22 protein-coding genes are annotated in these 20,657 nt (G+C 70.8%); 16 read left to right on the forward strand and 6 right to left on the reverse strand.

Annotation, left to right across the window (positions count from 1 at the left end):
* Positions 1-82 precede the first annotated feature (82 nt).
* From ABZU76_RS26415 to ABZU76_RS26425, 3 genes are all read left to right on the forward strand, one after another.
* The gene (locus ABZU76_RS26415) at positions 83-778 is read left to right on the forward strand and encodes a response regulator transcription factor (RefSeq protein WP_354874069.1); all 696 of its coding nucleotides are present in this window, start codon (positions 83-85) and stop codon (positions 776-778) included.
* Positions 775-1,821 carry a HAMP domain-containing sensor histidine kinase gene (locus ABZU76_RS26420; protein ID WP_354874071.1) on the forward strand — a complete coding sequence of 349 codons (1,047 nt, stop codon included), beginning with the start codon at positions 775-777 and terminating at the stop codon, positions 1,819-1,821. Before ABZU76_RS26415 ends, ABZU76_RS26420 begins: the two co-directional genes overlap by 4 nt.
* Positions 1,822-1,892: 71 nt before the next feature.
* Positions 1,893-3,452, forward strand: a complete 1,560-nt coding sequence (locus tag ABZU76_RS26425; protein ID WP_354874073.1) for a DUF4173 domain-containing protein — start codon at positions 1,893-1,895, stop codon at positions 3,450-3,452.
* 33 nt (positions 3,453-3,485) lie between these two features.
* Here the strand turns inward: ABZU76_RS26425 and ABZU76_RS26430 are convergent, their stop codons facing one another.
* Both ABZU76_RS26430 and ABZU76_RS26435 read right to left on the reverse strand, forming a co-directional pair.
* On the reverse strand, positions 3,486-3,875 hold the full coding sequence (locus tag ABZU76_RS26430) for an SSI family serine proteinase inhibitor (protein ID WP_354874075.1): 390 nt from the start codon (positions 3,873-3,875) through the stop codon (positions 3,486-3,488).
* A gap of 28 nt (positions 3,876-3,903) precedes the next feature.
* Positions 3,904-5,553: a PucR family transcriptional regulator ligand-binding domain-containing protein gene (locus ABZU76_RS26435; protein WP_354874077.1), complete on the reverse strand. Its 1,650-nt coding sequence runs from the start codon at positions 5,551-5,553 to the stop codon at positions 3,904-3,906.
* A gap of 146 nt (positions 5,554-5,699) precedes the next feature.
* Here ABZU76_RS26435 and ABZU76_RS26440 point away from each other — a divergent pair, with 146 nt between their 5' ends.
* The 4 genes from ABZU76_RS26440 to ABZU76_RS26455 all read left to right on the forward strand — a co-directional run bounded on the left by ABZU76_RS26440 (position 5,700) and on the right by ABZU76_RS26455 (position 9,606).
* Entirely contained in the window at positions 5,700-7,190 is a 1,491-nt protein-coding gene (locus ABZU76_RS26440) for a CoA-acylating methylmalonate-semialdehyde dehydrogenase (protein ID WP_354874079.1), read from the forward strand.
* Positions 7,191-7,305: 115 nt separating this feature from the next.
* Positions 7,306-8,172, forward strand: coding sequence for an aldo/keto reductase (locus ABZU76_RS26445; RefSeq protein WP_354874081.1), 867 nt, complete (start codon positions 7,306-7,308; stop codon positions 8,170-8,172).
* Positions 8,169-8,996 carry an oxidoreductase gene (locus ABZU76_RS26450; RefSeq protein WP_354874083.1) on the forward strand — a complete coding sequence of 276 codons (828 nt, stop codon included), beginning with the start codon at positions 8,169-8,171 and terminating at the stop codon, positions 8,994-8,996. The genes ABZU76_RS26445 and ABZU76_RS26450 overlap by 4 nt, the downstream gene beginning before the upstream one ends.
* 34 nt (positions 8,997-9,030) lie before the next feature.
* Positions 9,031-9,606: a TetR/AcrR family transcriptional regulator gene (locus tag ABZU76_RS26455; RefSeq protein ID WP_354874085.1), complete on the forward strand. Its 576-nt coding sequence runs from the start codon at positions 9,031-9,033 to the stop codon at positions 9,604-9,606.
* Here the strand turns inward: ABZU76_RS26455 and ABZU76_RS26460 are convergent.
* The 4 genes from ABZU76_RS26460 to ABZU76_RS26475 are packed head-to-tail and all read right to left on the reverse strand — an operon-like array spanning position 9,593 to position 12,253.
* The gene (locus ABZU76_RS26460) at positions 9,593-10,108 is read right to left on the reverse strand and encodes a hypothetical protein (RefSeq protein WP_354874087.1); all 516 of its coding nucleotides are present in this window, start codon (positions 10,106-10,108) and stop codon (positions 9,593-9,595) included. The genes ABZU76_RS26455 and ABZU76_RS26460 overlap by 14 nt on opposite strands.
* Positions 10,105-11,370 carry a hypothetical protein gene (locus tag ABZU76_RS26465; RefSeq protein ID WP_354874089.1) on the reverse strand — a complete coding sequence of 422 codons (1,266 nt, stop codon included), beginning with the start codon at positions 11,368-11,370 and terminating at the stop codon, positions 10,105-10,107. Before ABZU76_RS26465 ends, ABZU76_RS26460 begins: the two co-directional genes overlap by 4 nt.
* Entirely contained in the window at positions 11,367-11,690 is a 324-nt protein-coding gene (locus ABZU76_RS26470; RefSeq protein ID WP_354874091.1) for a type VII secretion target, read from the reverse strand. Before ABZU76_RS26470 ends, ABZU76_RS26465 begins: the two co-directional genes overlap by 4 nt.
* Positions 11,690-12,253, reverse strand: a complete 564-nt coding sequence (locus ABZU76_RS26475; protein WP_354874093.1) for a YbaB/EbfC family nucleoid-associated protein — start codon at positions 12,251-12,253, stop codon at positions 11,690-11,692. The genes ABZU76_RS26470 and ABZU76_RS26475 overlap by 1 nt, the downstream gene beginning before the upstream one ends.
* Before the next feature lie 249 nt (positions 12,254-12,502).
* On the opposite strand from ABZU76_RS26475, the gene hrcA reads away from it, so the two are divergent.
* The 9 genes from hrcA to era all read left to right on the forward strand — a co-directional run bounded on the left by hrcA (position 12,503) and on the right by era (position 20,642).
* Positions 12,503-13,528 carry a heat-inducible transcriptional repressor HrcA gene (hrcA, locus tag ABZU76_RS26480; RefSeq protein ID WP_220242792.1) on the forward strand — a complete coding sequence of 342 codons (1,026 nt, stop codon included), beginning with the start codon at positions 12,503-12,505 and terminating at the stop codon, positions 13,526-13,528.
* A 36-nt stretch (positions 13,529-13,564) separates the two neighbouring features.
* Positions 13,565-14,731: a molecular chaperone DnaJ gene (gene dnaJ, locus ABZU76_RS26485; protein WP_285973972.1), complete on the forward strand. Its 1,167-nt coding sequence runs from the start codon at positions 13,565-13,567 to the stop codon at positions 14,729-14,731.
* A gap of 3 nt (positions 14,732-14,734) precedes the next feature.
* Positions 14,735-15,487 (forward strand): 16S rRNA (uracil(1498)-N(3))-methyltransferase, encoded by a 753-nt coding sequence (locus tag ABZU76_RS26490; protein ID WP_354874096.1) that lies wholly within the window; start codon positions 14,735-14,737, stop codon positions 15,485-15,487.
* A gap of 473 nt (positions 15,488-15,960) precedes the next feature.
* Positions 15,961-16,317: a histidine triad nucleotide-binding protein gene (locus ABZU76_RS26495; RefSeq protein ID WP_220242789.1), complete on the forward strand. Its 357-nt coding sequence runs from the start codon at positions 15,961-15,963 to the stop codon at positions 16,315-16,317.
* Between the two features lie 90 nt (positions 16,318-16,407).
* Positions 16,408-17,487, forward strand: coding sequence for a PhoH family protein (locus ABZU76_RS26500; RefSeq protein ID WP_354874098.1), 1,080 nt, complete (start codon positions 16,408-16,410; stop codon positions 17,485-17,487).
* Positions 17,484-18,056: an rRNA maturation RNase YbeY gene (ybeY, locus tag ABZU76_RS26505; RefSeq protein ID WP_354874100.1), complete on the forward strand. Its 573-nt coding sequence runs from the start codon at positions 17,484-17,486 to the stop codon at positions 18,054-18,056. Before ABZU76_RS26500 ends, ybeY begins: the two co-directional genes overlap by 4 nt.
* Positions 18,057-18,065: 9 nt before the next feature.
* Entirely contained in the window at positions 18,066-19,415 is a 1,350-nt protein-coding gene (locus ABZU76_RS26510; protein ID WP_354874102.1) for a CNNM domain-containing protein, read from the forward strand.
* Positions 19,408-19,743 carry a cytidine deaminase gene (locus tag ABZU76_RS26515; protein WP_354874104.1) on the forward strand — a complete coding sequence of 112 codons (336 nt, stop codon included), beginning with the start codon at positions 19,408-19,410 and terminating at the stop codon, positions 19,741-19,743. The genes ABZU76_RS26510 and ABZU76_RS26515 overlap by 8 nt, the downstream gene beginning before the upstream one ends.
* Positions 19,743-20,642 carry a GTPase Era gene (gene era, locus ABZU76_RS26520; protein WP_220242784.1) on the forward strand — a complete coding sequence of 300 codons (900 nt, stop codon included), beginning with the start codon at positions 19,743-19,745 and terminating at the stop codon, positions 20,640-20,642. Before ABZU76_RS26515 ends, era begins: the two co-directional genes overlap by 1 nt.
* The last annotated feature ends 15 nt before the right edge of the window (positions 20,643-20,657 follow it).

Genomic DNA, 20,657 nt, shown 5'->3' on the forward strand with positions numbered 1-20,657 from the left:
ACCGAAACACGACGGGAGTTCTCCACAAGATCTCCACAGCTCACCCGGATGGCCTCCACGCTGGTTCCCTAGAGTCAGCGGCATGGACAAAGGGGGACGGCGGGTGCTGGTCGTCGAGGACGACCTCACGATCGCCGCGTCGATCGCGGCTCGGCTGCGGGCCGAGGGGTTCACGGTGGACGTGGCCCACGACGGTCCGGCCGCGGTGGCGGGCGAAGCCGAGTTCGGTCCCGACCTCGTGGTGCTCGACGTGATGCTGCCGGGGTTCGACGGCCTCGAGGTGTGCCGCCGGATCCAGGCGCGGCGGCCGGTGCCGGTGCTCATGCTCACCGCGCGCGCCGACGAGACCGACCTGCTCGTGGGCCTGGGCGTGGGTGCCGACGACTACCTGACCAAGCCGTTCTCGATGCGCGTGCTCAGCGCCCGCGTGAGCGCACTGCTCCGGCGGGTCGAACGGTCGGCGCAGGTCACGGCCCCGGAGCGGATCGTGCTGGGCGACCTGGAGATCGACATCGACCAGCGCCGGGTGGCCCGGGCCGGCGTGCCCGCGCAGCTCACGCCCATCGAGTTCGACCTGCTGGTGCACTTCGCGCGCCGGCCGCGAGCGGTCCAGCCACGGGAACGGCTGCTCAGCGAGGTGTGGGACTGGGACGTGCCGACGGGCGGCGCCGGCACGCGCGCGGTCGACAGCCACATCAAGGCACTGCGGCGCAAGCTCGGCGCGGACCTCATCCGCACTGTCCACGGGGTCGGGTACGCGTTGGAGGTGCCGGCGTGAAGGCGCTGCTTTCGAAGGCCGTCGACTTCCTGCCGCGGCCGCTCGATCCGATCCGGTCGATCAAGCTGAAGCTGGCGATCCTCATGCTGGCCGCGGGGGCGATCGCGTTTCTCTTCTTCTGGTCCCGCATCGGCTGGCTGCCGCCCGCGACGACGATCACGGCCATGTTGATCGCGCTGGTCACGTCGCAGATCCTCGCCCACGGCATGACGCGGCCGCTGCGCGAGATGACCGCGGCTGCCCGCGCGATGGCGAAGGGCGACTACACGCGCCGCATCCGCGCAACGGCCCGCGACGAGGTCGGGTCGCTCGCCCACGCGTTCAACCAGATGGCCGCCGACCTCGCCACCGCCGACCAGCAGCGGCGCGAGCTGATCGCGAACGTCTCGCACGAGCTGCGCACGCCCATCACCGCGTTGAGCGGCGTGCTGGAGAACTTGGTCGACGGCGTTTCGTCGCCCGACGCCGCGACGCTGCGTACCGCCCTGCACCAGAGCGAACGGCTGGGCCGGCTCGTCACCGAGCTGCTGGACCTCTCGCGCATCGACGCCGGCACGTTGTCACTGGACCGTTCGCGCGTGGACCTGGAGGAACTGCTGGCCGAGGTCGCCGCCGAGGCGGAAGCCATGGCCGCGGCGGCGGGGCGCGGCGTGCGCTTCGACGTGTCCGTGTCGCCCCCGGGCGCGTGTGTGCGCGCGGATCGCGAGCGGCTGTACCAGGTCGTGGTGAACCTGCTGGAGAACGCCGCTCGGCACGGTCCCGCGGGTGGTTCGGTGGAGGTCCGCGCGGTCGTGAACGAGGGGGAGACCCGCATCGAAGTCCGCGACGAAGGCCCCGGCATCCCCGCTGCCGACCGCGACCGCGTGTTCGAACGCTTCACCCGCGGTGAACGCACCGGTGGCGGTGGGACCGGGCTTGGCCTGGCCATCGCGCGCTGGGTCGTGGAGCTGCACGGCGGGACCATCGCCGTCGTCGAACCCCCGGCCGACGTCGGGCCCGGTGCGGCGCCGGGGTGCCGGATCCGCGTGACGTTGCCGGCCTGATCTTCCTGGCGCTTCCCTCGGGGGAGCTGCCGCGCTCGATGATTTGCCAACGCGAACACGGAGGCTGTTTCGTGACCGAGGAAAAGCCGAGACCGGCCCACGCGGTACCGCCGGAGAACGCGGTGGGTGGGGCCGTCGAGGGGGCTGCCCCACTCGCCGCGCACGCGGGGGCCGGTTCAGCAGGTGGTGTCGCCGTCGCGGAGCCGTTCACGCCGATGCTGGTGAGGCCCGCGCCGAAGTCGGCGGTGGTGCCGATGGTGGCGGGGGTGCTGCCGGCCGTCGCGGTGGCCGGCGTGGTGACCGCGACGTTGGTGCCACTGGACCGGCCGGGGATCGGGTGGCTGCTGGCGGCTCTGGTGGTGACGGCGTTGATCGTGGTCGTGGATCGCCGCGCGCGGGCGGAGAAGACGGCCCGCCGGGCGAGCATCGCGTGGGCGGCGCTGGCGCTCGCGCTGGTGGCGGTCGGGGCGGTGCGGGCGTCGGAGTGGCTGTTCGGGTTGTGCGTCGTGGCCGCGTTGGTGGCCGGGTCGCTGGCGGTGGTGGGTCCGCGGTCGGTCAACTCGGCGCTCTACGACGCGCTCGCCGTGCCGCTGGAGGCGTTCCATGCGATCCCGTGGGTGGCGCGCGGGCTGCGGGGCCGGGGGACGCAGCGCGGCCGGGTACTGGGGGCCACGCTCGGCGCGGCCGCGGTGCTGGCGGTGTTCCTGCCGTTGCTGACGAGCGCGGACGCGACGTTCGCGCACTTCGTCGGGGCGCTCGTGCCCGATCTGCGCGCGGATTCGGTCGTGCAGTGGGGATTCCTGTTCTGCGCCGGTGCGTTCGGTGCGGCGGGGGCGTACTACGTGCTGGCCGCGCCACCGCGTCGGGCGACCGACGGCAACCGCAAAGCCCAGGGTGACAGTCTCTTGTGGACGGTCCCGCTCGTGACGCTGGTGGTGCTGTTCGCCGCCTACGTCGTGGTCCGGCTCGTGGAGTTGTTCGGTGGCACGGACTACGTGCTGCGCACCGGCGGCCTCACCTCGGCCGAATACGCTCGGGGCGGCTTCTGGCAGCTGTGCGCGTGCACGGTCCTCACGTTGGGCATCATCGCGCTGGCGTTGCGCTGGGCGCCGCGGGAGACGGCCGCGGAACGGCTGCGGCAGCGGGTGCTGCTCGGTGCGCTGGCGGCGCTGAGCCTCGTGCTCGTGGTTTCCGCGCTCAGTCGCATGTGGACCTACCAGGAGGCCTACGGCTTCACCGTGCTGCGGCTGCTCGTGGAGGTCTGCGAGCTCTGGCTCGGCTGCGTGTTCCTGCTCGTCGGGGCGGCGCTGGTCACCGTGGGCTCGTCGTGGCTGCCGCGCGCGGCCATCGCGACGGCCGCCGGCGCGTTGCTGGCACTCGCCGTCGCGAACCCGGAAGCGCTCATCGCGGGCGCGAACATCGACCGCGCGCAGCACGGGAAATCGCTCGACCTGGCCTACCTGCGCGGGTTCTCCACCGACATCTTCCCCGTGGTCGCCGAACGGCTGCCGGACGCCGACTGCGTGCTGGGGCCGATGCTGCTGCGGCTGGACGACGACAGCTGGCCCGGCTGGAACCTCAGCCGGGCCAGGGCACTGGACGTCGAACTGCCGCCGCCCGGACACTGCTAGAAGCCGACTGCGTTTCTAGAAGCCACTGCGTTTCTAGAAGCCGAAAACGCCGGCGGTCTGGGCATCGGCCGCGCACTTGTTCGAGAACGTGGCGTGGAACGTGACCGGCTTGCCGTGCCAAGTGCCGAAGGCGGCGGCGTCGACCGGCGAGTAGATCATCGTGCAGCGCTGCAGCCGCGGCTTGATGTGGGCGATGTCGCCGTCGACGCCCGTGAGGGTGGCACAGGCTGCGTTGGACTCGGGGTGGCTGCCGCCGGCCGGGTCGCAGGTGAGCGAAACCGAGCTGAGGCGGCCCGTCGTCTCGTGCAGGCTCAGCTGGAGCGTGGACGCGGGCAGTTGAGGGGCCGCGACACCACTGAGCCCACTGACACCACTGAGGCCGAGCACGCACGCGGCGATCGGAGCGAAGGAAGAAAACACCATACTTCGGCTATCGGCAGCCGGAGGCTGATCACTGTGCTGCACGTCCGGGTGAGTTTTCCTCCCCCGAAAGGGTGGGGTCACCGGTCAGGTCGTGGGCCAGGAGCGCGACGTAGAGCGACAACATCGACTCCGGGTCTTCCAGCCGCACGCCGAGGACCTGCTCGATCCGCGCGAGCTGCTGGTAGTACGCCGTGCGCGAAGTGTGGGCCGCGACGGCCGCCGCCGACTTGTTGCCGCCATGGGCGCAGTAGTGCCGCAGCGCCTGCACCAGCCGGCTGCCCGAAGCGGCGTCGCGCTGCAGCAGCGGCCCCAGCTCGCGCGCGGCGAACGACGTCACGCGCTCGTCGTCGGCCAACAGGTGCAGCAGGCCGCGCAGCCGCACGTCTCGCAGCCGGTGCAGCGGCCGTTCGGTTTCTTCGCTCAACGCGGCCGCGGCCACCTGCGCGGCCTCGACCAGCGTCCGCCGGGCCTCGGCGGGCCCCGTCACGCTGGTGCCGACGGCGAGCACGGCGGGCGCGCTCGCACGGGCCTCGTGGATGTCGGCGGCCAGCCGCTGCAGCACGGCGTCCGCGTGTGCCTCGGGCGAAAGGGCGAGCAAGGCCCGCACGCCCGTCTCGTCCGTCGCGACGAGCGCCGACACCTTCGCCCGCCGCGCGGCCAGCGCCGTCGCCTCGGCCAGCTCCCGCAGCAGCGGCGGCGTCGACAGCGACTGCCGCGTGGTGGCCGTGATGCGCGGGCGCACCGCGAGGCCGATCAGGCGCCGCCCCGTCAGCGGCACGGCCAGCGCCGACGCCCGCGCGAGCAGTTCCATCGACGGCGCCGGCGAAGCCAGCAGTTCCGTGACCATCGCCCGGTGCGCCAAGCGTTCCAGCGTGTCGGAGTCGCGGGCGACCAGCCGGTGCACGGCCAGCGCCGACGCCGCGCGTTCGGCCACCACGCGGTGGCGGTGCGGCGGCGGTTCCGCGCAGACGAGCACGAGCCGGCCCCAGTCGTGGCCGCGTGCGCCGACCACGGTCACGAGCCAGCCCGCGTTCGCGTGGTAGCCCGTGCGTTCGCCGAGCTGAACCACGCGCGAGCGCGCCGGCCAGCCCGTGAGCAGCTCGGCGGGATCCGTGCCGGCCGCGTCGTAGGCGAGCACCTCGTGGGCCAGCGTCTCCAGCACCACCGGCTGCTCGGTCAGCCGCGTCACCTCGCCGAGCACCACCCCGGGTTCCGCGCCCGCGACGGTGAGCGCGGTGAACGTCTCGTGCACCCGCTCGGCCGCGCGCAGTTCGGCGACCTGGGCGTCGACGATCAGCCCGTTCACGGCCTCGGTCACGGCGACGTAGCGGGTCTCGCGGGAGAGCGTGATCAGCGGCAAGCCGCGGTGCTCGGCGGCCTCGACGAGGGCGTTCGGCAGGCGGTCGCTCCAGTGCCGGACCAGCTCCACCACCACGCCCGAGACACCGACCTCGGCGAGGTCGGCGACGTAGCGGGCGAGCGACGGGCCGTCGTCCGGCAGCGCGACGCCGGTGGTGAGCACCAGCTCGCCGCCGCGCAGGAGGTGGGCGATGTCGGCGACCTCGGCCACGTGCGCCCAGCGCACCGGCCGGTCGAGCCCCGCGCTGCCCGCCACGACGTGCGGCCGGCCCTGGCGCAGGGCCGGCAGCGCGAGCACCTCGGACACGGTCGGGTACATCCGGTTCTCGCCCCTCTTTCGCACACCGGCAGGCACAGACTGTACGGCCGGGCGCGGGACTCCGTACACGTTGCCGATGGCGTCCGCGTGGCGCGCGAGCCGAGACTCGGGAGAGACAAGCGCCCCCTGAGCGAGGAGCCGACGCTGTGACCGACCGCATCAGCCACTGGATCGACGGCAAGCCGTACACCGGCGCGGCCGGGCGTACCGGCGACGTGTACGACCCCGCGACCGGTCAGGTCCGCGCGAAGGTGGACTTCGCGGGCCAGGCCGAGGTCGACCAGGCGGTGGCCGCTGCTTCCGCCGCGTTGCCGGGGTGGCGCGGCACGTCGCTGGCCGGGCGCACGCGCGTGCTGTTCGCGTTCCGCGAGCTGCTGTCGGCGCGCAAGCACGAGCTGGCGAAGATCATCACGAGCGAGCACGGCAAGGTCGAGTCCGACGCGGCCGGCGAGATCTCGCGGGCGATCGAGAACGTCGAATACGCGTGCGGCGCCGCGCAAATGCTGAAGGGCGGCTTCAGCGAGAACGCCTCCACCGGCGTGGACGTGTACTCGATCGCGCAGCCGCTGGGCGTGGTCGGCGTGATCTCGCCGTTCAACTTCCCCGCGATGGTGCCGCTGTGGTTCGTACCCAACGCGCTGGCGTGCGGCAACACCGTGGTGCTCAAGCCGAGCGAGAAGGACCCTTCGGCGTCGCTGTTCATCGCGGAGCTGCTCGCCGAGGCCGGGCTGCCCGCGGGCGCGCTCAACGTGCTGCACGGCGACAAGGCCGCGGTCGACGGACTGCTGGAACACCGCGACGTGAAGGCGATCTCGTTCGTCGGCTCCACGCCGATCGCGCGCTACGTCTACGAGACGGGCACCCGCCACGGCAAGCGAGTGCAGGCGCTCGGCGGGGCGAAGAACCACATGGTCGTGCTGCCCGACGCCGACCTCGATCTCGCGGCCGACGCCGCCGTGTCGGCCGGGTTCGGGTCCGCGGGGGAGCGGTGCATGGCGGTGTCGGTGGTGGTGGCTGTCGACCCGGTCGGCGACGAGCTGGTCGCCAAGATCACCGAGCGGATGTCCCGGCTGCGCGTCGGCGACGGCCGCGAACCCGAGTCGGAGATGGGTCCCCTGGTGACGAAGGCGCACCACGAGCGCGTGACGTCCTATGTGGACGCCGGCGTCGCCGAGGGCGCGGAACTCGTGGTGGACGGCCGGGGCATCGAGATCGCGGGGGACGGGTTCTGGCTCGGCCCGACGTTGTTCGACCGCGTCGGACCCGCGATGTCGGTCTACACCGACGAGATCTTCGGCCCCGTGCTGTCGGTGGCGCGCGCGACGAGCTTTGACGACGCGCTCGGCCTGGTCAACGCCAGCCATTACGGCAACGGCACCGCGATCTTCACCGGCGACGGCGCGGCCGCGCGGCGCTACCAGAACGAGGTGGAGGTGGGCATGGTCGGCGTGAACGTGCCCATCCCGGTGCCGGTCGGGTACTACTCGTTCGGCGGCTGGAAGGACTCGCTTTTCGGCGACACCCACGCGTACGGGCCCGAGGGCTTCCACTTTTTCACGCGCACCAAGGTGGTCACCTCGCGCTGGCCGGACACGTCGCACGCCGGGGTGAACCTGGGCTTCCCGAAGAACACCTGAGCTCCTGGCCCGGGGCAGCTTCGCGGGGTGCTGCACCCGGGCCAGGTTGGCGGGCTCGCCGGAACGGGCGTAAAGTGAACTGTACGTTCAGTTCACTTTTGAAGGAGAACGTTCCATGTCAGCACAGCCCGCGAAGTCGTCCGGCACGTTCGCGATCGGCGGGGACCTGCCCGTCGTGCGGCTCGGGTTCGGCGCGATGCAGCTGCCCGGCCCCGGCGTGTGGGGCGAGTCGCGTGACCCGGAGGGGGCCGTGCGCGTGCTGCGCAGGGCCGTCGAGCTCGGGGTCAACCTCATCGACACCGCCGACTCGTACGGCCCGTTCGTGGCCGACCTGCTCATCCGCGAGGCCCTGCACCCGTATGCCGACGACCTGGTGATCGCCACCAAGGCCGGCTTCACACGGCAGGGGCCGAACCAGTGGATCCCCGTCGGCCGGCCCGAGTACCTGCGCCAGCAGGTGGAGCTGAACCTGCGCCACCTCGGCCTCGAGCGCATCGACCTGCTGCAGCTGCACCGCATCGACCCGAAGGTGCCCGTGGCGGACCAGGTCGGGGAGCTCGCCGCGCTGCAGTCGGAGGGGAAGATCCGGCACATCGGCCTGTCGGAGGTCTCGGTCGAGGACCTCGTCGAGGCCCAGAAGACGGCCACGATCGTCTCGGTGCAGAACCGCTTCAACCTGGCCGACCGCTACTCGGAGCCACTGCTGGACCACGTGTCTGCCGCGGGTATCGCGTTCATCCCGTGGTTCCCGCTGGCCACGGGTTCGCTGGCGGGTTCGGACAGCCCGCTTTCGCAGGTGTCGAAGGAACACGGCGCGTCGCCTTCGCAGCTCGCGCTGGCGTGGCTGCTCAAGCGTTCGCCGGTGATGCTGCCAATCCCGGGCACCTCCAGCGTCGGGCACCTCGAGGACAACGTGGCGGCGGCCGAGATCGAGCTGACCGACGACGAGTTCGCGGCGCTGAGCGCGGCGGCTTCTCGGTGAGCGTCTGGTTCGTCACCGGTGCGTCGCGGGGTTTCGGCCTCGAGATCGCGCGGGCGGCGCTGGAGCGCGGTGACCAGGTGGTGGCCACCGCGCGCCAGGCGTCGGCCGTGGAGAAGGAGTTTCCCGGCCATCCCTCGGTTCTGGCGGCGGCGCTCGACGTGACCGACGAGGCCCAGGCTTCGGCTGCGGTCGGTGCGGCGCTGGACCGGTTCGGGCGCATCGACGTGCTGGTGAACAACGCCGGCCGCGGCCTGCTGGGCGCGGTGGAGGAGGCGTCGGACGCGGCCGTACGCGCGGTGTTCGACGCCAACGTTTTCGGCCTGCTGTCCGTGACGCGCGCGGTGCTGCCTGTGCTGCGACGCCAGCATTCGGGGCACGTGGTGAACATCAGCTCGGTCGGCGGCTTCACGACCGGCCCGGGCTGGGGCGTGTACGGGGCGACGAAGTTCGCTGTGGAGGCGCTTTCCGAGGCGCTGCACGGGGAACTGGCGCCGCTCGGCGTGCACGTGACGGTGGTCGAGCCGGGCTTCTTCCGGACCGACTTCCTCGACTCGTCGAGCCTGCACCGCGCCGAGGGCGAGATCGCCGACTACGCGACCACCGCCGGCACGATGCGCGCCGCGGCCGATTCCCGCAATCACGCTCAGCCTGGCGACCCGCGCAAGGCGGCGTCGGCGATCGTTTCTGTCGTGGCTTCTCCTTCGCCACCGCTGCGGATCCAGCTGGGCGCCGACTCCGTGGCCCGCGTCGAAGCGAAACTGGACTTCGTCCGGGATGAACTTTCCCGCTGGCGCGAGCTTTCGGTGTCGACAGACCATGGCTGAGTCGCCTGTGCCTGCGTTGCCGGGGCCTGTGTCTGTGTCTGCACTGCCGCCTCGCAGCGCGCGCGCCCACGCGTGCGCGCTCGAGGCGGCGCGCGCCCTGCTCGCCGAGGGCGGCCTCCCTGCCGCCACGGTCGACGCGATCAGCGCCCGGTCCGGCGTGAGCAAGGCGACGCTGTACAAGCACTGGCCCAGCCGCACCGCGTTGGCCGCGGAGGCCTTCGGCCGCGAAATGGCGGACGCCATTCCCTTGCCCGACACGGGGGACCCGCGGGCCGACCTGGAGGAGCAGGTGCGCCGGGTCTCGGCGTTCTACGCCGGCCCGACGGGGGAGGTCTTCGCCCAACTGCTGGCCGCTTGTGTCACGGATCCCTTGGCTGCGCCGTTTTTTCGTAAGTTCTTTTTGGACGGTCGACGGGCGGCCATCTCCGTGCTGTGGCAGCATTTGGTGGACGCCGGCCAGGCCTCACCGTCGGTGACTGCCGAGACGGCGACGGACCTGTTGTTCGGGCCGCTGATCTTCCGCCGCCTGACGGGCCACGCGCCCCTGACCGTGTCCGAAGCCGACGCGATCTCTTCGGCGGCGCTGCGGGGGCTGCTCAAGCGGGAATGACGTTGATGATCAGCTTGGTCTTCGGGTATAGGCACAGCGTGTTGTTCCGCTCGGGCTTGATCTTCTCCCACGTCTCGAGGTCGGTGTTGTAGGTCTTTCCCCCGACCTGGACCTCACACCGTTGCATCGTGCGGGTGGTGCCCGCTTCGAACCGCAGCCCGATCGGGTAGGCGTCCGTGATCGGTGATCTGCCGAAGTCGTGGGTCCACCCGGTGACCACGACCAGCGGCTTGTGCAGGTCGCGGTAGCGGCGCGCGCAGAACGCCAGGCACACGACGGCGAGCACCACGAGGAAGGGCAACGCGCCGAACGACGCGGCCCTGTTCGGGCCTTCGAACACGTCCGTGGTCGTCGGCACGACCACGCAGAACACGGTGGTGAGCACGCCGACGGTCAGGGAGAGCCAGAACGCGAAGTCGAGAACCCGGTGACGCTGAGACGGGTGGAGCCGCCCGGCGAGATTGGCCGCCGCGATTTCAGCCGGGCTGACCGGAGTGGTCACTCGCCGCCGCCTTCGGTCGTGCCTTCTCCTCCGCCTTCGCCGCCCTCACCTTTGTGCTCGTTCTCGTAGGCCTCGGAGGCCTCCTTGGAGCGGTCGCGCTGTTCGTTTTCCTGTCGGCGAGCTTCTTCGCCCGCACCGAGCGTGTCGGTCGGCGTCCACTTCGGCATATCGCCGCCGGCTTTCTCCCACTCCTCGGGGTTGAGGAAGCTGCGACCGGGCTCGGTGAACGGCTTGACTTTGGTGTCGAGGAAATCGTGGCCGGGCACCTTCTCCGACGAGCCGTCCTTCCAGCCTTCGGCCTTCTCCTTGACCTTCGCGGCCTTCTCGGCGTCGGTGAGTTTGTCCCAGGCCGCGCCGGTCTCCTTGAGGTTGTTGGCCTTCTTCTCGATGCTCACGGCGGCGTCGAGGCTCTTGTCGGAGATCTTGCCCGCGGTCTTGCCGAGCTTGTCGAGGATCTTGGCTGCTTCCTCGATGGCGCCCTTCGCCTTGCCAGCGCTCTGGGCCAGCTTGTCGAGCTTCTCCACGACCTGCGCGATGCGGGTGCTGATCTTCTCCGCGAGGATGCCGCCTTCGACGACCGCGTCCGCGATGAACGCCGCGATGGTGCCACCGAAGGTGAACCAGGAGGAGGCGAGCGCGGCGAGCGCCTTGATGATCAAGTTACCGATGAACGACGAGATCATGTCCCGGATCAAGCCGCGTTCGGTGCCCACCAGTGCGCCGGCGACGTTCATCGCCACCGACGCCGCCTGTGCCTGCCCCGCCGCGCCGCGCAGCGTGGCGACGTAGCCCTTGGCCATGTTCTGGTATGCCTGGCCACCCGCGCTCTGGAACTCCGGGGCCACGTTGGCCGCGGCCTGCTCGTACTGTCCGGCGCTGGTCGTGAGCTGCTTCGAGACGTTGGTCCAGGTCACCGCCTTGGCTGTGATTTCCTCGGGGTTGCCCGCCAGCTGGTCGAGGAAGTCCTTCAGGAAGCTGATGTGCTCGATGAGCCAGCCGACGCCGGCGGCCGCCAGCGTGCCGAGCGGGTCGATGAGCGCGCCCAGGATGTCGAGACCGTCGGTGACCGCGTCGACACCCACGTTGAACCAGTCATGGTTGCGGATGTCGGTGAGCGTGGACGCGGCGTCGTTCAGTGCGCCGCTGCCGGCCGTCTGCGGGTTGAGGTTGTCGAGCTCGTTCTTCGACGTCCCCATGTTCGACCACAACCCGTTCGACGGCTCCGCGGTCGCGACCAGCGGGTTCTCCTGCGTCTCGGTCATTCCGGGAGCTCCTTGCCGAACGAGTTGACCTTGTCCTTCGTGCCCTGTTCGTTCGTGTCGTAGTGGTCGTGGGCCTGCTGGAGCTTGTCGGCGATGTCGTCGGCGGACGACGCGACCTTGTCGATGAAGCTGCTCGCCACGCTCAAGTACAGCTGGAGGGGAGCGGCGAAGACCTGTCCGACGATGCCGAACGAGTCGTCCATGAACGCCTGCGCGGACCCGGTCGCCTGAGCGGCCGTCTTCACGCCCTCCCCGATGTCCTGCACCTCACCCTTGTGCGTCTGCAGTGCCGTGAGGTTCACCTGCTGCGTGCCTGCCATCAGTAACCCCTCCCGAGGATCGAGCCGCCGTTGTAGTAGTCGTCGTCATCGGAGTCGGCCGGGGGACGGGCCGGGCGCGCGGGGCGTGCGGGCGGCGCAGGCGGGGCCGGAGGTGCCGGCGGCCGCATCCCCGGAGCAGGCGGCGGCGGAGGAGGTACGGGCCCGTCTTCTTCCCGATTGAAGAATTGTCGCGTATCGCCCGGAGTCGAGGCCGGGGGCTGTTCCTCGGGCACTTCCGGCGTGGGAATCTGCTCGTCGAGGAATTTCATCGCGTCGCTGTTCTCGCCGATGAGCGGGGCCATGATGGCGTGCAGCTGCTGGGCTGCCTGGGCCTGGGCGCGGTGCGCCGTGGCGACGACGGCGGCGGCGAGCGCGCTGCGGCTGATCTCGTCGGCGCGGGGGCCGAAGCTGAGCTGCTGCAGGGCTCCGCTGGTGTTCACGGTGACGGTGACCGCCCCGTCGTTGCTCGTCGCCGTGGCGGCGACGCGCTTGAGGCGCTCCTGGGCCTCCGCGGCTCGCTGTCCGATTTCGGCGATTTCGGGTGCGCGCCCGTTATTGTCCACGACTGCCCTCGGCTCTTGGGGATTCACCACGTTCTTCTGAGGCAGCAAACCGGTTAACGGTTCCCCTAGCAAGCGAAGATTTGATTTGTCCGGTTCGCCGTTATTAATGGCTATTTGCCATTCATTTACCTTGAAGCGGCGGCCACCCGGAGCGCTCCGAGACACCACCGTGTCCGCGGGGTTGAGCGCCGGGCACTCAGGCTTCCGTAAACTCGTTGTGAGTAGCGGGTCGAAAGCAGGGAGGTGCCGGTGGCGAACACGGACGAGCGTCGCTTCGAGGTGCTGCGCGCGATCGTGGCCGACTACGTCTCGAACCAGGAGCCGGTGGGTTCCAAGACGATCGTCGAGCGGCACAACCTGGGCGTGTCGAGCGCAACCGTGCGCAACGACATGGCCGCGCTCGAGGAAGAGGGGTACATCACCCAGCCGCACACCAGCGCGGGGCGGATCCCCACGGACAAGGGCTACCGGCTGTTCGTGGACAAGCTCTCGGAGATCAAGCCGCTCTCGGCGGCCGAGCGGCGGGCGATCACCACGTTCCTCGACTCGGGCACCGACCTCGACGACGTGCTGCGCCGGTCGGTGCGGCTGCTCGCGCAGCTGACCCGGCAGGTCGCGGTGGTGCAGTACCCGATGCTGACCAACGCGGCGGTGCGCCACCTGGAAGTGGTTCCGCTCACGCCGGCGCGGCTCATGCTCGTGCTCATCACCGACTCGGGCCGGGTCGACCAGCGCACGGTCGACCTCGGCGACGTGCTCACCGAGGAGAGCGTGCTGCGCCTGCGGACCGTGCTCAACGGCGCGCTCGCCGGACGCCGGCTCGTGGAGGCGGCCGCGAGGGTCGCCGAGCTGCCCGAGGTGGCGCCGAACGAGCTGCGCGACAGCCTCACCCGCATCTGCACGGTGCTGGTCGAGTCGCTGGTCGAGCACCCCGAGGAACGCCTGGTCCTGGGCGGCACGGCCAACCTCACCCGCAACGTCGCGGACTTCCCCGGGTCGCTTCGGCAGGTCCTCGAAGCGCTCGAGGAGCAGGTGGTCGTGCTCAAGCTGCTGGCCGCGGCTCGCAACCCCGGTGCGGTGACGGTCCTCATCGGCGAGGAAAATGAAGACGAGCAGATGCGCAGCACCTCGGTCGTGTCGATCGGCTACGGCCGGGACGACATGCTGCTGGGAGGCATGGGCATCGTCGGACCCACCCGGATGGACTACCCGGGCACCATCGCGGCCGTCCGCGCGGTGGCCAACTACGTGGGGCAGATCCTGTCCGGCCGCTGACGGCCCGGGCAGAGCAGAAGGAGAAGGCAGAAAAACGTGGCGAGGGACTACTACGGGATCCTCGGGGTGGCCAAGAACGCGTCGGATCAGGAGATCAAGCGCGCGTACCGCAAGCTGGCCCGTGAGCTGCACCCCGACGTGAACCCGTCGGAGGACGCGCAGCACAAGTTCGGCGAGGTGACCACCGCCTACGAGGTGCTCTCCGACCCGCAGAAGCGCAAGATCGTCGACCTCGGCGGCGACCCGATGGACTCGGGTGCGCGCGGCGGCGGTGGCGGCGACCCGTTCGCCGGCTTCGGCGGGCTGGGCGACATCATGGACGCGTTCTTCGGTGCCGCCGGTGGCGGCGGCGGAGGCCGGGGCCGGGGGCCGCGCAGCCGGGTGCAGCCGGGCTCCGACGCGCTGATCCGCCTCGCGCTCACGCTCGAGGAGTGCGCCACCGGCGCCGACCGCGAGATCACGGTCGACACGGCCGTGGTCTGCGACCTGTGCCGCGGCGCGGGGACCGCGGAGGGCACCACCACCAAGACCTGCGACACCTGCGGTGGCGCCGGCGAGGTGCAGTCGGTGCAGCGCTCGTTCCTCGGCCAGGTCGTCACGGCCCGCCCGTGCCCGGTGTGCCGCGGCTTCGGCGAGGTCATCCCCGACCCGTGCCGCCAGTGCGGTGGCGACGGGCGCATCCGCGCGCGCCGCAACGTCACGGCGAAGATCCCGCCGGGCGTCGGCGACGGCATGCGCATTCGCCTCTCCGGCCAGGGCGAGGTCGGCCCCGGCGGCGGCCCCGCGGGTGACCTGTACGTGGAGATCGACGAGCTGCCCCACGAGGTGTTCGTGCGTGAGGGCAACGAGCTGCACTGCAACTTCCGCATCCCGATGACCACGGCGGCGCTCGGCGCGACCGTGCCGATCAGCACGCTCGTCGACGGCGACTACGAGCTCGACGTCGAGCCCGGCACCCAGCCCAACACCGAGCTCGTGCTCACCGGCAAGGGCATGCCGCGGCTGCGCTCCTCCGGGCGCGTCGACGGCCGCGGCGACCTCCACGTGCACATCGACGTGGTCGTGCCGACCAAGCTCGACGAGGCGCAGCGCGACCTGCTCGTGGAGCTGGCCCAGCAGCGCGGCGAAGAGGTGCCCACGCTGGCGTCCAACGGCAGCAAGCACGGCGGCCTGTTCTCCAAGCTGCGCACGAAGCACCGCTGACCCGTGCCCGACACCACGCTGCCGGTCTTCCTCGCCACCGCCGTGCCCGACCGCGGTTCGGCCGTTCTCGACGGCGAGGAAGCCCGGCACGCCGCCACCGTGCGCCGGCTGCGCGTGGGGGAGCAGCTCGTGCTCTCCGACGGCGCCGGCGCGATGGCCCGCTGCACCGTCGACGCCGTGCAGGCCGGGCGAGACGCCTCCCTCACCCTGACGGTCGTCGAGCACTGGACGGAGGAGCCGCCGGCGCTGCGGGTCCACGTCGCGCAGGCACTGGCCAAGGGCGACCGCGGTGAACTCGCCGTGGAACTCGCCACCGAGGCCGGCGCCGACGCGATCGTGCCCTGGCGCGCCGCCCGCAGCGTCGCCCGCTGGGAAGACGGCACCCGCGGCGACAAGGCACTGGCCCGCTGGCGCGCGACCGCCCGCGCCGCCGCCAAACAAGCCCGACGCGCGCACGTGCCCGACGTCATCGAACCCGTCGGCACCCGGGAGCTCGCCCAGCTGGCCGCCACGATGTCCCGGACGCTCGTGCTCGAGTCCGGCGTGACCAGCCGGCTCACGGAGATCGACCTCCCGGACACCGGAGACATCTTGCTCGTCGTCGGCCCCGAAGGCGGCATCACCGACGACGAGCTCAGCACCCTCGAAGCCGCCGGCGCCACCACCGTCCGCCTCGGCCCGACCGTGCTGCGCACCTCCACCGCGGCCGCCGTCGCCCTCGGCGCCCTCGGTGCGCTGACCGGCCGCTGGAAGTAGCCCCCGGACACGGATGCGGCCACATTTTGCGGCGAGTCATGGCGCGATCACACTCCGAGCAGCTACGCTCGTCACCAACGCGCAAGACAACGCTGGGCATCAAAAAAAACGTTTGGGCGCGCTACTGGGTGGGTAACCCCTGGTCGCGCGTACCCAAAAGAACCCCGCCGGGCACCTCCCCCCTCGGTCCGGCGGAGCCGCGGAGGTGCGGTGGGCCGACCCCCAGGGTCCACCGCCCCCGCGGCGCTTTCGACTTCGTAGACCCTTTGGGTCTCCTTCGCCGATGCGCGGAGGCGGATATTGCCCGGGGGCCCGAGCCCCCGGAGCCCCCACGGTGCCATTGGTGACCATTCCTGCACGGCCGACCTGCATGGTCGGCCATGGTCGGTGAGCCGTCCCGGCGTGATGACCATGGGCGGTGACCCGGGCGGCTTGATGGGGAGTGGTCGTGGGCGGATTTGTAGGGTGTGGCCATGAGTGATGCGGAGACGTTGTTCGAGCGGATCATCGCGGGCGAGATCCCGGCGGACGTTGTCTACGAAGACGAGAACACGTTCGCGTTCAGGGACATCAATCCGCAGGCCAACGTGCACGTGCTGGTGGTGCCGAAGAAGCGCTACCGCAACGTGGGCGAGCTGGCCGCCGGGGACCCCGAGCTGCTGAGCGCGGTGATCGGTGCGGCCAAGAAGGTGGCGGAGCTCGAGGGCATCGCGGAGTCCGGCTACCGGGTGGTGTTCAACACCGACGGCGACGCGGGGCAGACGGTGTTCCACGTGCACGCGCACGTGCTGGGCGGCGAGCAGCTCGGATTGTTCGGGCGCCACGCCTAAACCGACCTGCGGCAGCCAGGCGCGAGCAAGTAGCATCGGCAACGTCAGAAGTCCGTCAGGCGAAGCAGCAGAAAGCAGGCCAGAGGCCACGTGGCCGGAACCGCACAGGGTGGAGCCGCCCGACCCGACGCCACCGCCGGCAAGGCGGCGCAGTCGAAGAACGAGGACGCCACCCCCGTGGCCCAGTCCCGCTTCCCCATCCCCGAAGCCGCCGTCCTGAGCCTGCTCGGCTCGCGTGACGAGAACCTGCGCGTCGCCGAGGACCTCCTTGCCGCCGACGTGCACGTCCGCGGCAACGAAGTGACCCTCACCGGCGCGCCTGCCGACGTGGCGTTCGCCGAACGCGTCTTCACCGACCTCGTGCAGCTCGCCACCGGCGGCCAGCAGGTCGGCCCCGACACGGTGCGCCGCACCATCGGCATGCTGTCCTCCGGCGACGCGTCCCCGGCCGAGGTCCTGAGCCTCAACATCGTCTCCCGCCGCGGCAAGACGATCCGGCCCAAGACGCTCAACCAGAAGCGCTACGTCGACGCCATCGACAAGCACACCATCGTCTTCGGCATCGGCCCCGCCGGTACCGGCAAGACGTATCTCGCCATGGCGAAGGCCGTGCAGGCGCTGCAGGCCAAGCAGGTCACGCGCATCGTGCTGACCCGTCCCGCCGTCGAGGCGGGCGAGCGGCTCGGCTACCTGCCGGGCACGCTCAACGAGAAGATCGACCCGTACCTGCGCCCGCTCTACGACGCGCTGCACGACATGGTCGAACCCGACTCGATCCCGCGCCTCATGCAGGCCGGCACGATCGAGATCGCGCCGCTGGCGTACATGCGCGGGCGCACGCTGAACGACGCCTTCATCATCCTCGACGAGGCCCAGAACACCACGCCCGAGCAGATGAAGATGTTCCTGACGCGCCTCGGCATGGGCTCGAAGATCGTCGTCACCGGTGACATCACGCAGATCGACCTGCCCAACGGCCAGAAGAGCGGCCTGCGCGTGGTCCGCGACATCCTCGACGGTGTCAACGACCTGCACTTCGCCGAGCTGACCAGCCAGGACGTGGTGCGCCACCGGCTCGTCGGCGACATCGTCGACGCGTACGAGAAGTGGCAAGCGGTGCAGGACGCCCAGGACCAGCAGCAGGGCGGCTGGAAGGGCAATCGCCGATGAGCATCGAGATCGCCAACGAGTCGGGCGTCGACGTCGACGAGGCGTCGATCGTCTCGGCCGCGCGCTACGCGCTCGACAAGATGGAGGTCAGCCCGCTCGCCGAGCTGTCCATCCTGCTCGTCACGCTCGAGGTCATGGAAGACCTGCACGAACGCTGGATGGACCTGCCCGGGCCCACCGACGTGATGGCCTTCCCCATGGACGAGCTCGACTCGTCGCGCCGCCCCGACGCGCCCGACGCGTCTCCGGCGCTGCTCGGCGACATCGTGCTGTGCCCGGCGTTCGCGAAGGACCAGGCGAAGACGGCGGGCCACGCGCTGGTCGACGAGCTGCACCTGCTCACCGTCCACGGCGTGCTGCACCTGCTCGGCTACGACCACGCCGAACCGGCCGAGGAACGCGAGATGTTCGGCCTGCAGAAGCGCATCCTGACGGAGTTCCAGTCGGCCGTGGCCGAGCTGAACCGGAAGAACGCGCAGCGCAACGCCGACGACCGCGTGCTCGGCATCGCGGGCCTCGACGCGTCGGCCGCGCCCGCGGCGCCGAAACCGGTCGAGGAAACCCCCTAGGCAGCGATCATGGGCAGTCCCACGGCACAGCTCGTCGTCGCGGTGGCGCTCGTGCTGCTGGCCGGGGTGTTCGCGGCCGCCGACGCGGCCGTCAGCACCGTCTCGCAGGCCCGCACCGAAGGGCTCGTGCGCATCGGCCGGGCCGGTGCGCGCCAGCTCGCCGCCGTCGTCGCCGAACGCCGCCGCCACATCAACCTGCTCCTGCTGCTGCGCCTCGGCTGCGAGCTCACAGCGACGGTGCTCGTCACCGTGTCGTTCCTCGCCTGGTTTGGCAAGCTGTGGCTCGCCGTACTCGTCTCCGCCGTGGTGATGGTGGTGGTGAGCTACGTGCTCATCGGCGTCGGCCCGCGCACCATCGGCCGCCAGCACCCCTACCGCGTCGGCACGATCGTCGCCGGGCCCGTGCGGGTCCTCGGCTTGATCCTCGGCCCGCTCTCGAGGCTGCTGATCGTGATCGGTAACGCGATCACCCCCGGTCAGGGCTTCCGCGAAGGCCCGTTCACCTCCGAAGTCGAGCTGCGCGAGCTGGTCGACCTCGCGCAGGAACGCGGCGTGGTCGAGGACTCCGAGCGCGAGATGATCCACTCGGTGTTCGAGCTGGGCGACACGGTGGCGCGCGAGGTGATGGTGCCGCGCACCGAGATCGTGTGGATCGAGCGCACCAAGACCGTGCGCCAGGCGCTCGCGCTCGCGTTGCGCACCGGGTTCACGCGCGTACCGGTGATCGACGAGTCCGTGGACGACATCGTCGGCGTGGTCAACATCAAGGACCTGATGCCGGCGTACATGGACCCGGACGGCCCGAGCACGGTCGTGGACCAGGTGATGAACCCGGCGAGCTTCGTGCCCGACTCCAAGCGGCTCGACGACCTGCTCAAGGAGATGCAGCTCACCCACAACCACATGGCGATCGCGGTGGACGAGTACGGCGGGACCGCGGGCCTGCTGACCATCGAGGACATCCTCGAGGAGATCGTCGGCGAGATCACCGACGAGTCCGACACCGACGAGCGGCCCGACGTCGAGGAGCTCGAGGGCGGCGCGGTTCGCGTGTCGTCGCGCCTGAGCGTCGACGACCTCGGTGAGCTCTTCGGCATCGACCTCGAAGACCACGACGTGGAGACCGTGGGCGGGCTGCTCGCGGAACGACTGGGTAGGGTCCCCCTTCCGGGGGCCGAAGCCGAGGTCGCCGGTCTTCGGCTGTTCGCCGAAGGGGGCAAGGACCGCCGGGGCCGCATGCGGATCACGTCGGTCGTCGTCCACCCGGCCGACGCGGACGCCGTGACCGAGTCCGGCACGCGCCGGCGCACCCGGGTGCCCCAGCCCGAAGAACGCGACAGGAGAGTCGAACATGCCTGACCTCGACGCCGAGGACCAGAAGCTCATCACGCTGGCCCGGTCGTCGCGCGCCCGCGTCGGCGCCGAGGAGGGCGCGGCTGTGCGCGACACCGACGGCCGGACGTACACCGCGGTGACCGTCGACCAGCCCTCGTTCAAGCTCACGGCCGTGCAGGCCGCCGTGGCTGCCGCGCTGTCGAGCGGCGCCGAAGGGCTCGAGGCGGCGGCCGTGGTGACGGGTGACGTGCTGGTGCAGGAGGCCTCGGTGCACGCTGTGCGTGACGTCGCGAAGACCGCGCCGATCATCCTGGCCGACCCGAAGGGCGACGTCGTCGAGGTGCTGCGCTGATGGCCGACGCGCACCGCTCCGGCTTCGCGTGCTTCGTCGGGAGGCCCAACGCGGGCAAGTCGACGCTCACGAACGCGCTCGTGGGCTCGAAGGTCGCCATCACCTCCAGCAAGCCGCAGACGACCCGGCACGCGATCCGCGGCATCGTGCACCGCGAGGACGCGCAGCTGGTCATCATCGACACGCCCGGCCTGCACCGTCCGCGCACGCTGCTCGGGCAGCGGCTCAACGACGTGGTGCACGAGACGTGGTCCGAAGTGGACGTCGTCGGGTTCTGCGTGCCCGCCAACGAAAAGATCGGCCCCGGGGACAAGTTCATCGCCGCGGAGCTGACGAAGATCGCGCGTCGTACGCCCGTGATCGGCGTGGTGACCAAGACCGACCTGGTGAAGCCCGAGCAGGTGGCCGAACAGCTGCTGGCGCTGCAGGGCGTGATGGAGTTCGCCGACCTCGTGCCGGTGTCCGCTGTGGACGGTTTCCAGGTGCAGACGGTGGCCGACCTGCTCGTGGCGCGGCTGCCGGAGGGCCCGCAGCTCTACCCGGGCGGCGAGCTCACCGACGAGCCCGAGATGACGCTCGTGGCCGAGCTGATCCGCGAGGCCGCGCTCGAAGGTGTGCGCGACGAGCTGCCGCACTCCATCGCCGTGACGGTGGAGGAGATGCTGCCGCGCGAAGGCCGCGACGATCTCGTGGACGTGCACGCGTTCCTGTACGTGGAGCGGCCCAGCCAGAAGGGCATCATCCTCGGGCACAAGGGTGAACGCCTGCGTGAGGTCGGAGCCGCGGCCCGCAAGCAGATCGAGGGGCTGCTGGGTTCGAAGGTGTACCTCGACTTGCACATCAAGGTGGCCAAGGACTGGCAGCGCGACCCGAAGCAGCTGCGCCGCCTCGGCTTTTGAGCGGCGGCCGCGGGA

The sequence above is a fragment of the Amycolatopsis sp. NPDC005232 genome (assembly GCF_040607795.1).
Lineage (GTDB): Bacteria > Actinomycetota > Actinomycetes > Mycobacteriales > Pseudonocardiaceae > Amycolatopsis.

Excerpts from the sequence above, each read along its gene's own strand:
- ABZU76_RS26515 (WP_354874104.1), top strand. The coding sequence starts at position 19,408 with ATGCCTGACCTCGACGCCGAGGACCAGAAGCTCATCACGCTGGCCCGG.
- ABZU76_RS26445 (WP_354874081.1), top strand. The coding sequence starts at position 7,306 with ATGTCAGCACAGCCCGCGAAGTCGTCCGGCACGTTCGCGATCGGCGGG.
- ABZU76_RS26415 (WP_354874069.1), top strand. The coding sequence starts at position 83 with ATGGACAAAGGGGGACGGCGGGTGCTGGTCGTCGAGGACGACCTCACG.
- ABZU76_RS26510 (WP_354874102.1), top strand. The coding sequence starts at position 18,066 with ATGGGCAGTCCCACGGCACAGCTCGTCGTCGCGGTGGCGCTCGTGCTG.
- ABZU76_RS26465 (WP_354874089.1), bottom strand. The coding sequence starts at position 11,370 with ATGACCGAGACGCAGGAGAACCCGCTGGTCGCGACCGCGGAGCCGTCG.
- ABZU76_RS26470 (WP_354874091.1), bottom strand. The coding sequence starts at position 11,690 with ATGGCAGGCACGCAGCAGGTGAACCTCACGGCACTGCAGACGCACAAG.
- ybeY (WP_354874100.1), top strand. The coding sequence starts at position 17,484 with ATGAGCATCGAGATCGCCAACGAGTCGGGCGTCGACGTCGACGAGGCG.
- ABZU76_RS26435 (WP_354874077.1), bottom strand. The coding sequence starts at position 5,553 with ATGTACCCGACCGTGTCCGAGGTGCTCGCGCTGCCGGCCCTGCGCCAG.
- ABZU76_RS26430 (WP_354874075.1), bottom strand. The coding sequence starts at position 3,875 with ATGGTGTTTTCTTCCTTCGCTCCGATCGCCGCGTGCGTGCTCGGCCTC.
- ABZU76_RS26495 (WP_220242789.1), top strand. The coding sequence starts at position 15,961 with ATGAGTGATGCGGAGACGTTGTTCGAGCGGATCATCGCGGGCGAGATC.
- era (WP_220242784.1), top strand. The coding sequence starts at position 19,743 with ATGGCCGACGCGCACCGCTCCGGCTTCGCGTGCTTCGTCGGGAGGCCC.